Genomic DNA, 13,231 nt, shown 5'->3' with positions numbered 1-13,231 from the left:
CGTGGGAGCGGCGGTGCGCCGATGCGACTTGCCCCGCGATTGGCCGGTTGCCTATCCTCGCCTTTTCGCCTTGCACCCAGGAAACGACACATGGTCCACAGCGCGCAACACGCCGCCTCCTACTACGCCGCCAGCAGCGCGCCACACCCCGACTACCCGTTCCTGCAAGGCGAGCACAGTGCCGACGTGTGCATTGTCGGCGGTGGCTACTCGGGCCTGAACACCGCCATCGAACTGGTCGAACGCGGCCTGTCGGTGATCCTCCTGGAAGCACGCAAGCTCGGCTGGGGCGCCAGCGGCCGCAACGGTGGCCAGCTCATCCGGGGCGTCGGCCACGGCCTGGAACAGTTTCTCCCGGTGATCGGTGAGGAAGGCGTGCGCAGCATGAAGCTGATGGGCCTGGAAGCGGTGGAAATCGTCCGCGAACGCGTCGAGCGCCATGGCATCGACTGCGACCTGACCTGGGGCTACTGCGACCTGGCCAACAAGCCCGCCGAACTGGAAGGCTTCGCCGAGGACGCCGAGGAACTGCGCAGCCTGGGTTATCGTCACGAACTGCGTCTGGTGCAGCCCGGCGAGATGCACTCGGTAGTAGGTTCTGATCGCTATGTTGGCGGCCTGATCGACATGGGTTCGGGTCACCTGCATCCACTCAACCTGGCGCTGGGCGAAGCCGCCGTGGCCAGGCGCCTGGGTGTCGGCTTGTACGAGCAGTCGGAAGTGACCCGCATCGAGTACGGCCCGGAAGTGAAGGTGCATACCGCCCAAGGCCGGGTGCGCGCCAAGACGCTGGTGCTGTGCTGCAACGCCTACCACAACGACCTCAACCGCGAACTGGGCGGCAAGGTGCTGCCCGCCGGCAGCTACATCATCGCCACCGAACCCTTGGGTGAGGAATGCGCCCGCCAGTTGCTGCCGCAGAACATGGCGGTATGCGACCAGCGCGTGGCGCTGGATTACTATCGCCTCTCTGCCGACAAACGGCTGCTGTTCGGCGGCGCCTGCCACTATTCCGGGCGCGACCCGCAGGACATCGCCGCCTACATGCGCCCGAAAATGCTCAAGGTGTTCCCGCAACTGGCCGATGTGCGCATTGATTACCAATGGGGCGGCATGATCGGCATCGGTGCCAACCGCCTGCCGCAGATCGGCCGCTTGGCCAGCCAGCCCAACGTCTACTACGCCCAGGCTTATTCGGGCCACGGGCTCAACGCCACCCACCTCGCCGGACGCCTGCTCGGCGAGGCCATCAGTGGCCAGCAGAGCGGGCGCTTCGATCTGTTCGCCAAGGTCCCGCATACCACCTTCCCCGGCGGCAAACTGCTGCGTTCGCCGCTGCTGGCACTGGGGATGCTCTGGTATCGACTCAAAGAGCTCGCTTAGTCACGCCAGAAGGGCTTGCTCGCCTCATGCCGAGCCTGCTCCCAGCTGATGCCGATATCGCGCAGTTGGTAATCCTCCAACTGCAACAGGGCCCTGCGGGTGCGCCAGCGATGCAGCATCAGGCTCCAACGACCCATGCCTTGGGGCGCGCTGAAGACCCGGGGACGCTGCTCCGACTCCAGTTCACTGGCCAACAGTTGCAAGCGCACATCGCTCATGCCACCCATCACCACGTCCTCCGTTCAGTACCTGACGTGGAGACAGCATGCGGGTACACCTCCTACCAATACAGAGCCAAAATCGACTTATTATTCCCATACAGAATTGGCGCAAATAGGGCTGCATGCAGTATTTTTCGCCTATCTGTACCGGTCCTTGGTCATCAGCTGAGCAGGAGTATGCAGTGACCCTCTATTTCAACCTCGCCGAACTGCTCGGTTCACGCATCGAGCAGGGCCTGTATCGCCCCGGCCAGCGCCTGCCGTCAGTGCGCGCCCTGAGCGTGGAGCATGGCGTCAGCCTGAGCACCGTTCAGCAGGCTTACCGCCTTTTGGAGGACAACGGCCTGGTCTCGCCGCGCCCCAAGTCCGGCTACTTCGTCGCCGAGGACCGCCAGCTACCAGCCCTGCCAGCCATCAGCCGCCCAGCCCAGCGTCCTGTGGATATCTCCCAGTGGGAACAAGTGCTGGAGCTGGTGCGCGCCACCCCGCGCCCGGAAGTGATCCAGCTCGGCCGCGGCATGCCCGACGTCGACAGTCCCACGCTCAAGCCACTGTTGCGCAGCCTGGCGCAGATCAGCCGGCGCATGGACATGCCCGGCCTGTACTATGACAACATCCACGGCAACGCCCTGCTGCGCGAGCAGATCGCCCGCCTGATGCTCGACTCCGGCTGCCGCCTGGGCCCGGCCGACCTGGTGGTGACCACCGGCTGCCACGAGGCGCTGTCGTGCAGTATTCGCGCGGTGTGCGAACCCGGTGACATCGTCGCGGTCGATTCACCCAGCTTCCACGGCGCCATGCAGACGCTCAAAGGCCTGGGCATGAAGGCCCTGGAAATCCCCACCGACCCCATCACCGGCATCAGCCTGGAAGCCCTCGAGCTGGCCCTCGAGCAATGGCCGATCAAGCTCATCCAGATCACCCCCAACTGCAACAACCCCATGGGCTACATCATGCCCGAGGCGCGCAAGAAGGCGCTGCTCACCCTGGCCCAGCGCTACGACGTGGCGATCCTCGAGGACGACGTGTATGGCGACCTGGCCTATACCTACCCGCGCCCGCGCACCATCAAGTCGTTCGACGACGATGGCCGCGTGCTGCTCTGCAGCTCGTTCTCCAAGACCCTGGCGCCAGGCCTGCGGGTTGGCTGGGTGGCTCCGGGTCGCTATCTGGAGCGGGTGCTGCACATGAAGTACATCAGCACCGGCAGCACCGCCTGCCAGCCGCAACTGGCGATCGCCGACTTCATCGCCGAAGGTCACTACCAGCCCCACCTGCGACGCATGCGCAGCCAGTACCAGCGCGGCCGCGACCAGATGTGCGACTGGGTGACCCGCTTCTTCCCGACAGGCACCCGGGCCAGCCGCCCGCAAGGTGGCTTCATGCTGTGGGTTGAGCTGCCGGAAAGTTTCGATACGCTGCGCCTGAACCGCGCTTTACTGGAGCAAGGCGTGCAGATCGCGGTGGGCAGCATCTTCTCGGCCTCGGGCAAGTACCGTAACTGTCTACGCATGAACTTCGCCGCCCGGCCCACGGAGCAGATCGAAGCCGCCGTGCGCAAGGTCGGTGAAACCGCCCTTCGTCTACTGGATGCCGAACACCCTGGCGGGTAACTTTGCGCCGCCTGCCACGGTCCAACTTCATAAGCCCTTGCCGCACAGGACGATCCACCCTTGAGACTCCAGCATGCCCTGCCCCTGCTGCTGGTGCTGCTGCTCGGCCTGTCGGGCTGCGCCAGTGTCGGTACACCACGTGAAGTCAGCCAGGCGCTGCCGGCGGCCGACTCGGCCTTCGGCCGCTCGGTGCAGCGCCAGGCCGCGCCCTACGAGGGACGCTCGGGCTTTCGCCTGCTGCCTAACAGCAACGAGGCATTCCGCGCCCGCGCGGAGCTGATCCGCAACGCCCAGGCAAGCATCGACCTGCAGTACTACATCGTCCACGATGGTCTCAGCACCCGCGCCCTGGTCCATGAACTGCTGCGCGCCGCCGACCGCGGCGTACGTGTGCGCATCCTGCTCGACGACACCACCAGCGATGGTCTCGACAGCCTCATGGGCACCCTCGCCGCCCATCCGAACATTCACATCCGAGTGTTCAACCCGCTGCACCTGGGACGCAGTACCGGTGCCACCCGGGCCGTCGGCCGGCTGTTCAACCTGTCACGCCAGCATCGGCGCATGCACAACAAGCTGTTCCTGGTGGACAACAGCATGGCCATCGTCGGCGGCCGCAACCTGGGCGACGAGTACTTCGACGCCGAACCCAACCTCAACTTCACCGACATCGACCTGCTGGGCGTGGGGCCTGTGGCCGAACAACTCGGACACAGCTTCGACCAGTACTGGAACAGCGCCTTGAGCCTTCCGATCGGCGACTTCCTCTGGCGCCAGCCCGACGCCGACGACCTGTTCAGCAGCCGTCAGCGCCTGGAGGTGTCCCTGGCCGAAGCACGGACCAAGCGCAAGGCCCTGTACGACCGCTTGATGGCCTATCAGTCGCAGCCGCGCCTGGATGTGTGGCGCAATGAGCTGATCTGGGCCCACAGCCAGGCTTTGTGGGACGCGCCGAGCAAAGTCCTGGCAGATGGCGAACCGGATCCGCAACTGCTGATGACCCAGCAACTGGCCCCCGACCTGAACCGCGTGCACAAGGAGTTGATCCTGGTGTCCGCCTACTTCGTACCCGGCGAGCCTGGCCTGCTGTACCTGACCAGTCGCGCCGACGCCGGCACCTCGGTCAAGCTCCTGACCAACTCGCTGGAAGCGACCGACGTGCCAGCGGTCCATGGCGGCTATGCGCCTTATCGCCGGGCCTTGCTGGAGCATGGTGTGCAGCTGTACGAGTTGCGCCGCCAGCCCGGCGATCCACGACCACGGCTGGGTTTCCACGGCAGCTCCGATTCGAGCCTGCACAGCAAGGCGATGGTGTTCGACCGAAGCAAGACCTTCATCGGCTCGTTCAACTTCGACCCGCGTTCCGTGCTGTGGAACACCGAAGTAGGCGTGATGGTGGACAGCCCTGAGCTGGCCGAGTACACCCGCGAACTGGCGCTACAAGGCATGGCTCCAGCGCTGAGTTACCAGGTGAAGCTGGTGGACGGAAGGATGGTCTGGGCGACCGAGGACAACGGCCAGCGGCACATGTTGGTGACCGAGCCCGGGGGGATATGGCGACGCTTCAATGCCTGGATCAGCAAGGCGGTCGGGTTGGAGAAGATGTTGTAGAACGCAGCGCGGGCAAGCCCGCGATTGCAATCGGTCAGGCAGACGCCGGCTCGAAGGCATCCCGCCGCCGCGTCAGCAGCACCAACCCCGCCGCGCCCACTGCCATCAGCAACGGCAGCGCATGCCCGCTGATCCACTGGCTTCCCGCCCCGGCCAGCAAAGGTCCGAGCAGGCAACCGATACCCCACAGCTGCGCCACATGGGCATTGGCACGCACCAGTTCGTCATCCCGGTAGCGCTCGCCGATCAGCACCAGCGACAAGGTGAACAACCCACCCGCACTGGCACCGAACAGCACCCACAGCGGCCAGATCACCGGTGTGTGCAACAGCAGGGGAATCGCCAGGCTGGACACCATCAAGGTCAGTGCGCAACCGCTGAACAACGTGCGCCGCGACATGCGGTCGGCCAAGGCGCCAATCGGCAATTGCAACACCGCATCACCCACCACCACGGTGCTGACCATGAACAACGCCACCTCCGTGGTGAACCCTTGCTGCAGGCAGTACACCGGCAGCAACGTCAGGATCATCGCCTCGAATGCCGCGAACAGCGCGATGGCCCAGGCGATCACCGGCAGACGCCGACAGAAGCCGAACAGGTCGGCGAAGGTGACGCTGCACGCCTCGGTGGTCGGTGCACCGCCGCGCCCCAGCAGGATCAGCGGCGCGACCAGCAATAACCCGGTCGCGGCCCAGAAACCGAAATCGTCGTCCGAACCCAGAAAACCCAGCACCAGCGGCCCGGCCAACTGGCTCAGCGCATAGCTGCTGCCATACAGCGCCACCAATCGGCCACGCCACTGCTCGACCACCAACTGGTTGATCCAGCTCTCACCAAGGATGAACACCACCGTCAGCGACATACCGATCATCAAACGCAGCACCAGCCACAGGGCATAGCTGGGCAGCACCGCCACCAGGCCGATCGACAGCGCCCCACCCCACAGGCACAGGCGCATGGCCATGGGCACGCCGACCCAGCCGGCAAGGCGGCTGGCCAGGCTGGCACCGACCAATACTCCGAGGGCCGGCATCGCCGCCATCACACCGATGGCGAACCCACCGTAGCCCCAGCCCTCCAGGCGCAGGGAGACCAGCGGCATGCTCACGCCGAGCGCAAGCCCGACACTGAGCACCGACGCCAGGACGGCAAAGTAGGTTCCCCAACGCATCACAGCCTCCTTTCAGCGCAAATCGTGTATGACAGAGACGACAAAGCCGGGACGGCGTGAACCGGCCCGGCTGTCTGCGGCTCATCGCGGGGCAAGCCCGCTCCCACGAGTACCGCGATGAGACGTTACTGAATCACAGCTTGATCCAGGTCGCCTTCAGCTCGGTGTACTTCTCCAGCGCGTGCAGCGACTTGTCACGGCCGTTGCCCGACTGCTTGAAGCCACCGAACGGCGCGGTCATGTCGCCACCGTCGTACTGGTTGACCCAGACACTGCCGGCGCGCACGGCGCGAGCAGTCTTGTGTGCCTTGGAGATGTCCGAGGTCCAGATGCCTGCCGCCAGGCCATATGGCGTGTCGTTGGCGATGGCCACGGCCTCTTCGGCGGTATCGAAGGTGATCACCGACAGTACCGGGCCGAAGATCTCTTCCTTGGCGATCTTCATGGCGTTGGTCACGCCGTCGAAGATGGTCGGCTCGACGTAGGTGCCGCCGCTCTCCTCGAGGGTACGCTTGCCACCGGCCAGCAGCTTGGCGCCATCCTGATGGCCGGCCTCGATGTAGGACAGCACGGTGTTCATCTGCTGGGTGTCGACCAGCGCGCCGACGGTGGTCGCCGGGTCCAGCGGGTTGCCCGGTTTCCAGGCCTTGAGGGCCTCGACCACCATGGGCAGGAACTTGTCCTTGATCGAGCGCTCGACCAACAGGCGGGAACCTGCGGTGCAGACTTCGCCCTGATTGAAGGCAATGGCGCTGGCGGCAGCCTCGGCGGCGGCCTGCAGGTCAGGGGCGTCGGCGAAGACGATGTTCGGGCTCTTGCCACCGGCTTCCAGCCAGACACGCTTCATGTTCGACTCACCGGCATAGACCATCAGCTGCTTGGCGATCTTGGTCGAGCCGGTGAACACCAGGGTGTCGACGTCCATGTGCAGGGCCAGGGCCTTGCCCACGGTGTGGCCGTAGCCTGGCAGCACGTTCAGCACGCCAGCCGGAATACCGGCCTCGATGGCCAGCTGGGCGATGCGGATCGCGGTCAGCGGCGACTTTTCGGACGGTTTGAGCACGATGGAGTTACCGGTGGCCAAGGCAGGGCCCAGCTTCCAGCATGCCATCAGCAAAGGGAAGTTCCACGGTACGATGGCACCGACCACACCCACTGGCTCGCGGGTCACCAGGCCGAGCTGGTCGTGCGGGGTCGGCGCGACTTCGTCGTAGACTTTGTCGATGGCTTCGGCGGTCCAGTGGATGGCGTTGGCCGCCCCCGGGATATCGATGGTGGAGGAGTCACCGATCGGCTTGCCCATGTCGAGGGTTTCGAGCAGGGCCAGTTCCTCGACGTTCTTGCGCAGCAAGTCGGCGAAGCGGATCAGCTTGGCCTTGCGCTTGGCGGGGGCCAGGCGCGACCAGGCGCCGGATTCGAACACGGCGCGGGCGTTGTCGACAGCGCGGTTGGCGTCGGCCAGGTCGCAGCTGGCGACCTTGGCCAGGAAGCGTCCGTCCACCGGGCTCAGGCAGTCGAAGGTTTCACCGGATGCGGCATCGGTGTATTCGCCGTTGATGAAGGCGCGACCTTCGATCTTCAGTTGCTGGGCACGCTGTTCCCAGTCCGCACGAGTCAGGGTGGTCATAGGAAACTCCTCTCTTGTTAAGGTGCAACGCCGCACTGAGGACTCACGGGCGCTGTCAGAAATTCTGGCCGGGTGACGACGCACACGGGCACCTGCCACCCTAAACCAGGGCGGGGAAACTATCAATATATTTGACACCAACGGCTCAAATGCCTACTGATGTTCATTTTATTAAACAACAACAGGGTAACCACCATGAGTATCACCAGCATCGTCGACTTTGCCCAGGTTCTGACCGAAGCCGAACGCTACCGCCCAGCGGCGGAGAAAATCCTTAAGGGCGAGCCTGACCAGGCTGTCTACAACCACTACGCCAGCCCGTGCGGGCAATTCGCCGCGGGCGTCTGGGAGGGCGAGGTGGGCCAGTGGACGGTGAACTACACCGAGCACGAGTACTGCGAGATCGTCCAGGGTGTGTCGGTGCTGCGCGACCAGGACGGTGGCGCCAAGACCTTGCGTGCCGGCGATCGCTTTGTGATCCCCGCAGGCTTCAAGGGCACCTGGGAAGTGCTGGAGCCGTGCCGCAAGATCTATGTGATGTTCGAGCAGAAATGAACCGATCGCGGGACCCGGCTTTATGCAGGCCCCGCGATGACTTTGCTGGAGACATAAAAAAACCCGCCACCTTGCGGTTGCGGGTTTTTTCAGGTTGCCGATCAATTACTTGATCTTGGCTTCCTTGTACACCACGTGCTTGCGGACGACCGGATCGTACTTCTTGATCTCGATCTTGTCCGGAGTGGTGCGCTTGTTCTTGTCGGTGGTGTAGAAGTGGCCGGTACCGGCACTCGAAACCAGACGGATCAATTCACGCATGATGTTCTCCTTTAAACCTTGGCGCCAGCGCGACGGATGTCGACCAGAACGGCATCGATGCCGCGCTTGTCGATGATACGCATGCCTTTGGCGGAAACGCGCAGACGCACGAAGCGCTTCTCGGATTCAACCCAGAAACGGTGGTGCTGCAGGTTCGGCAGGAAACGACGACGGGTTTTGTTGTTTGCGTGGGAAATATTGTTCCCAGTTACCGGACCCTTACCGGTAACTTGACAGACTCTCGACATGCCTCAGCCCTCTAAAACCACATGCCCAACCCGGCATGGGTTGGCCGCTTAATCTCTCAGTCAATGGCGCCAAGGCGCCGTGTTCCTGGGGGTCTTATCGGTCGGGTGCGCTTACGCGACAGACCGAGCCCCTAGAAAAGAGCGCTGCTTTATACCAGAAAGACTCCGCCACAACAACAGAATATGAGAGTTCCGGTCGGGCCGAGCGCGCCTGGGCAGCATAACGACTGGGGCGGCAAGCTGTCGACCGCCCGTCGCCGAATTAATGCGAAAGGGTGTGGTCATTTGCCCATGCCCGCACTAGGGTAGGACATTTCCTCAATTTTCCAGACTGCACCGGCAGATGGGCCACCGACCAGCCAAGGAGTCACCATGCGTGCCGCCGCCCTTTCCCTCCTGTTCACCACCCTGTGCGCCGCGGGCTTTGCCCAGGCCGCAGCGCTGTCGGTGTGCACCGAAGCCAGCCCCGAAGGCTTCGACGTGGTGCAGTACAACTCGCTGACCACCACCAACGCCTCGGCCGACGTGCTGATGAACCGCCTGGTCGAGTTCGACGCCGCCGAGGGCAAGGTGGTGCCGAGCCTGGCGCAAAGCTGGACGGTGTCGCCTGACGGCCTGGTCTACGACTTCAAGCTGCGCCCGGACGTGAAGTTTCACACCACCGCTTACTTCAAGCCGACCCGCGAACTGGACGCCGACGACGTGCTGTTCAGCTTCCAACGCATGCTCTACCCGGCCCACGCCTGGCACAAGACCGCCCCGGGCGGCTACCCGCATGCCCAATCTCTGCAACTGGGCAGCCTGATCAAGGCCATCGACGCACCCGAGCCGCACACCGTGCGCTTCACCCTGACCCACGCCGACGCCACTTTCCTGGCCACCCTGAGCATGGGCTTTGCCTCGATCTACTCCGCCGAATATGCCGACAAGCTGCTCAAGGCCGGCACCCCCGAGAAACTCAACAACCAGCCAGTGGGCACCGGCCCGTTCGTCTTCCAGCGTTTCCAGAAAGACGCCGTGGTGCGCTACCGCGCCAACCCTGACTATTTCGCCGGCAAGCCGTCGATCGACCCGCTGATCTACGCCATCACCCCGGACGCCAACGTCCGCCTGCAAAAGATCAGGCGCGGCGAATGCCAGGTGGCCCTGTCGCCCAAGCCGCTGGACATCGCCGAGGCCGGCAAGGACGGCAACCTCAAGGTCGCCACCACCCCGGCATTCATGACCGCCTTCGTCGCCATCAACAGCCAGCACCCGCCACTGGACAAGCCTGAAGTGCGCCAGGCCATCAACCTGGCCTTCGACAAGCCGGCCTACCTCAAGGCCGTGTTCGAAGATACCGCCACTGCCGCCAACGGTCCCTATCCGCCGAATACCTGGAGCTATGCCAAGGACTTGTCCGGCTACACGCTCGATCACAAGAAAGCCAAGGCACTGCTGGCCAAGGCCGGCCTGGCCAAGGGTTTCGAGACCACTATCTGGACCCGCCCGTCGGGCAGTCTGCTCAACCCCAACCCCAGCCTGGGCGCACAGATGCTGCAGGCCGACCTTGCGAAAATCGGCATCAAGGCCGAGATCCGCACCATCGAGTGGGGCGAGCTGATCCGCCGCGCCAAGGCCGGCGAGCACGACCTGCTGTTCATGGGCTGGGCGGGTGACAACGGCGATCCGGACAACTTCCTCAGCCCGCAGTTTGCCTGCGCCGCGGTCAAGTCCGGGACCAACTTCGCCCGGTTCTGCGACAACCGCCTGGACCAGCTGATCAACGCCGGACGCACCACCAACGACCAGAGCGTGCGCAGCCGCCTGTACCAGCAGGCTCAGACGCTGATTCAGCAGCAGGCGCTGTGGCTGCCGCTGGCGCATCCGACTGCGGCCGCGCTGCTGCGCCAGGACGTACAGGGTTACCAGGTGAGCCCGTTCGGGCGGCAGGATTTCAGCAAGGTCTCAGTCAACCGCTGACGCCCAATCGCGAGGCAAGCCCACAGTCATTGTGAACGCGAGCTTGCCCCGCGCCGCCTAACCGGCCAGCCATCCATGCTCGACCATCGACAACGGCTCGCCATCACCCACGATGACGTGGTCCAGCACCCTCACATCGATCAATGCCAGCGATCGTTTCAAAACAAGCGTCAGGTGCACATCATCCTGACTTGGCTCGCAATTGCCCGACGGATGGTTGTGACAGAGGATCAAGGCCGCAGCGTTGTGCAGCAAAGCCCGTCGCACCACTTCGCGCGGATAGATGCTCGCCCGGTCGATCGTGCCGCGGAACAGGATCTCGAACGCCAGCGGCCTGTGCTTGGTGTCCAGGAACAGACAACCGAACACCTCGCTGGCCTCATGCCGCAGCATCGCCTTCAGGTAACGCCGCACAGCCAGCGGGCTGTCCATGACCGACTCGCGCTCGATGGACGTCGCCAGGTTCCTGCGCCCGATTTCAAGCAAGGCCTGCAACTGGCTGTATCTCACTGGCCCCAGCCCCAGTTCGCCAAGAAACGCCTGTCGATCAGCCTCGAGCACCTGACGCAAGCCGCCGAATTTCAGCAAGAGCCCGCGCGCCAGCTCCAGCACGTTGCGCCCTTTCACGCCGGAGCCGAGAAATACTGCCAGCAGTTCTGCATCGGAAAGGCTGCCAGACCCGCGCTGCAACAACTTCTCCCTCGGCCGTTCTTCAGCCGGCCACTCCCTGATGTTCATTTCCCCTCCTCGCCTGCCACTACGGCCCCTTTGGACGCTGTGTTAATCTAGTTCGCTTCGAAAATGCGACGATCTGCCGCAGGCAGCCGTCGTCGCCACCCGCTTTCACTGGAATAAGGCAAGGCCTATGCAGCGGTTGTATCGCAAGCGCATCGTTCTCGGCGTGGGTGGCGGCATCGCCGCCTACAAGAGCGCCGAGCTGATTCGCCGACTCCTGGAACACGGCGCGCAGGTGCGCGTGGTCATGACCCGTGGTGGCGCCGAGTTCATCACCCCGCTCACGCTGCAGGCGCTGTCCGGCCACCCGGTCCATCTGGACCTGCTCGACCCTGCGGCCGAAGCGGCCATGGGCCATATCGAGCTGGCCAAATGGGCCGACCTGGTGCTGATCGCCCCGGCCACCGCCGACCTGATGGCACGCATGGCCCAGGGCATGGCCGACGACCTACTGACCACCCTGGTACTGGCTACCGACGCCACCGTCGCCGTCGCCCCGGCGATGAACCAGGCCATGTGGCGCGACCCGGCGACCCAGGCCAACCTCGAGCTGCTGAAAAGCCGCGGCATCCAGGTATTCGGCCCGGCCTCCGGCAGCCAGGCCTGTGGCGACGTGGGCCTGGGCCGCATGCTCGAAGCCACCGACCTGGCCTGGTGCGCCGCCGAAAGCTTCAAGCGCCAGGCCCTGACCGGCAAGCACGTGCTGATCACCGCCGGCCCTACGCAAGAGAACATCGACCCGGTGCGTTACATCACCAACCATAGTTCAGGGAAGATGGGCTTCGCCCTGGCCGAGGCTGCCGCCGAAGCCGGGGCCCGGGTGACCCTCGTCACCGGACCTGTGCACCTGCAGACCCCCGACCGGGTCAGCCGTATCGACGTGGTGAGCGCGCGGGACATGCTCGCGGCCTGCGAAGCTGCCATGCCTTGCGACCTGTTCATCGCCTCGGCTGCGGTCGCGGACTACCGCCCTGAGGTCGTCGCCTCACAGAAGCTCAAGAAAGATCCCACTACCGGCGACGGCATGCTGCTGCAGATGGTGCGCAATCCCGATATCCTTGCGACCATTGCCGGCCGCGCCGATCGCCCGTTCAGCGTCGGTTTCGCCGCCGAGACCGAGCACCTGCTCGACTACGCCACGCGCAAGCTCAAGGACAAGAACCTCGACCTGATCGTCGCCAATGATGTGGCCAACCCCAGCATCGGCTTCAACAGCGAGGAAAACGCCCTGACCGTGATAGACCGGCAGCAGCATCAAACCCTCTTCGCGCAGACCAGCAAAGGCAAGATTGCCCGTCAGCTGGTCGCCTTCATCGCCGAACGGCTCAACCAGGTTCAATAAGTTACATGCACGCTCTTCAAGCCAAGATCCTCGACCCTCGCCTGGGCACCGAATTCCCCCTGCCGCAGTACGCCACTCCAGGCTCGGCAGGCCTCGACCTGCGCGCCCTGCTCAAAGAAGACACCGTCCTCGAGCCAGGCCAGACCCTGCTGATCCCCACCGGCCTGTCGGTGTACATCGGCGACCCGGGCCTGGCGGCCATGATCCTGCCGCGCTCAGGCCTGGGCCATAAGCACGGCATCGTACTGGGCAACCTGGTCGGCCTGATCGACTCCGACTACCAGGGCGAGCTGATGGTGTCCTGCTGGAACCGCGGCAGCACGCCGTTCACCATCACCGTCGGCGAGCGCATCGCGCAGCTGATCCTGGTGCCGGTGGTGCAGGCGCACTTCGATATCGTCGAGCAGTTCGACGAAACCCAGCGTGGCGCCGGCGGCTTCGGCCATTCGGGCACCCGCTGAGCCGACGACAGACCGTTCGGGCCATGGATGGCGAACTC

The 13,231-nt window shown here is 64.3% G+C and carries 13 protein-coding genes; 7 read left to right on the top strand and 6 right to left on the bottom strand.

Translation table 11 applies throughout. The annotated features are described in order from the left end of the window. Positions 1 to 90 precede the first annotated feature (90 nt). On the top strand, positions 91 to 1,383 hold the full coding sequence (locus AC3WL2_RS19380; protein ID WP_102684794.1) for an NAD(P)/FAD-dependent oxidoreductase: 1,293 nt from the start codon (positions 91 to 93) through the stop codon (positions 1,381 to 1,383). Here the strand turns inward: AC3WL2_RS19380 and AC3WL2_RS19375 are convergent. Further along, on the bottom strand, positions 1,380 to 1,610 hold the full coding sequence (locus tag AC3WL2_RS19375) for a DUF1127 domain-containing protein (protein WP_046857575.1): 231 nt from the start codon (positions 1,608 to 1,610) through the stop codon (positions 1,380 to 1,382). The two genes, AC3WL2_RS19380 and AC3WL2_RS19375, sit on opposite strands and share 4 nt — an antisense overlap. Before the next feature lie 176 nt (positions 1,611 to 1,786). Between AC3WL2_RS19375 and AC3WL2_RS19370 the strand changes: the two genes are divergently transcribed. Next, positions 1,787 to 3,217 carry an aminotransferase-like domain-containing protein gene (locus tag AC3WL2_RS19370; protein ID WP_173862464.1) on the top strand — a complete coding sequence of 477 codons (1,431 nt, stop codon included), beginning with the start codon at positions 1,787 to 1,789 and terminating at the stop codon, positions 3,215 to 3,217. A gap of 60 nt (positions 3,218 to 3,277) precedes the next feature. Continuing rightward, positions 3,278 to 4,828: a phospholipase D family protein gene (locus AC3WL2_RS19365; RefSeq protein ID WP_102684796.1), complete on the top strand. Its 1,551-nt coding sequence runs from the start codon at positions 3,278 to 3,280 to the stop codon at positions 4,826 to 4,828. A 34-nt stretch (positions 4,829 to 4,862) separates the two neighbouring features. Here AC3WL2_RS19365 and AC3WL2_RS19360 read toward each other — a convergent pair whose 3' ends face one another. Beyond that, complete coding sequence (locus tag AC3WL2_RS19360) at positions 4,863 to 6,002, bottom strand: MFS transporter (RefSeq protein ID WP_102684797.1); 1,140 nt, start codon at positions 6,000 to 6,002, stop codon at positions 4,863 to 4,865. Positions 6,003 to 6,135: 133 nt separating this feature from the next. Then, the gene (locus AC3WL2_RS19355; protein ID WP_102684798.1) at positions 6,136 to 7,629 is read right to left on the bottom strand and encodes an aldehyde dehydrogenase; all 1,494 of its coding nucleotides are present in this window, start codon (positions 7,627 to 7,629) and stop codon (positions 6,136 to 6,138) included. Positions 7,630 to 7,824: 195 nt separating this feature from the next. On the opposite strand from AC3WL2_RS19355, the gene AC3WL2_RS19350 reads away from it, so the two are divergent. Next, positions 7,825 to 8,184: a cupin domain-containing protein gene (locus tag AC3WL2_RS19350; RefSeq protein WP_046857580.1), complete on the top strand. Its 360-nt coding sequence runs from the start codon at positions 7,825 to 7,827 to the stop codon at positions 8,182 to 8,184. A gap of 105 nt (positions 8,185 to 8,289) precedes the next feature. On the opposite strand, the gene rpmG is transcribed toward AC3WL2_RS19350, so the two are convergent. Beyond that, positions 8,290 to 8,445, bottom strand: a complete 156-nt coding sequence (gene rpmG, locus AC3WL2_RS19345; protein WP_003253507.1) for a 50S ribosomal protein L33 — start codon at positions 8,443 to 8,445, stop codon at positions 8,290 to 8,292. Between the two features lie 11 nt (positions 8,446 to 8,456). Continuing rightward, positions 8,457 to 8,693 (bottom strand): 50S ribosomal protein L28, encoded by a 237-nt coding sequence (gene rpmB / locus AC3WL2_RS19340; RefSeq protein ID WP_023629974.1) that lies wholly within the window; start codon positions 8,691 to 8,693, stop codon positions 8,457 to 8,459. 372 nt (positions 8,694 to 9,065) lie between these two features. Here rpmB and AC3WL2_RS19335 point away from each other — a divergent pair, with 372 nt between their 5' ends. Continuing rightward, positions 9,066 to 10,655 carry an ABC transporter substrate-binding protein gene (locus AC3WL2_RS19335; RefSeq protein WP_102684799.1) on the top strand — a complete coding sequence of 530 codons (1,590 nt, stop codon included), beginning with the start codon at positions 9,066 to 9,068 and terminating at the stop codon, positions 10,653 to 10,655. A 57-nt stretch (positions 10,656 to 10,712) separates the two neighbouring features. On the opposite strand, the gene radC is transcribed toward AC3WL2_RS19335, so the two are convergent. Next, positions 10,713 to 11,393: a RadC family protein gene (radC, locus tag AC3WL2_RS19330; RefSeq protein ID WP_102684800.1), complete on the bottom strand. Its 681-nt coding sequence runs from the start codon at positions 11,391 to 11,393 to the stop codon at positions 10,713 to 10,715. Positions 11,394 to 11,520: 127 nt separating this feature from the next. On the opposite strand from radC, the gene coaBC reads away from it, so the two are divergent. Further along, positions 11,521 to 12,732 carry a bifunctional phosphopantothenoylcysteine decarboxylase/phosphopantothenate--cysteine ligase CoaBC gene (gene coaBC / locus AC3WL2_RS19325; protein ID WP_102684801.1) on the top strand — a complete coding sequence of 404 codons (1,212 nt, stop codon included), beginning with the start codon at positions 11,521 to 11,523 and terminating at the stop codon, positions 12,730 to 12,732. 5 nt (positions 12,733 to 12,737) lie between these two features. Continuing rightward, complete coding sequence (gene dut / locus AC3WL2_RS19320; protein WP_102684802.1) at positions 12,738 to 13,193, top strand: dUTP diphosphatase; 456 nt, start codon at positions 12,738 to 12,740, stop codon at positions 13,191 to 13,193. Positions 13,194 to 13,231: the final 38 nt, after the last annotated feature.

It is taken from the genome of Pseudomonas sp. FW305-96, assembly GCF_058783825.1.
The sequence above is the reverse complement of the archived record's forward strand: the minus strand, read 5'-3'. Positions and strand labels throughout refer to the sequence as shown.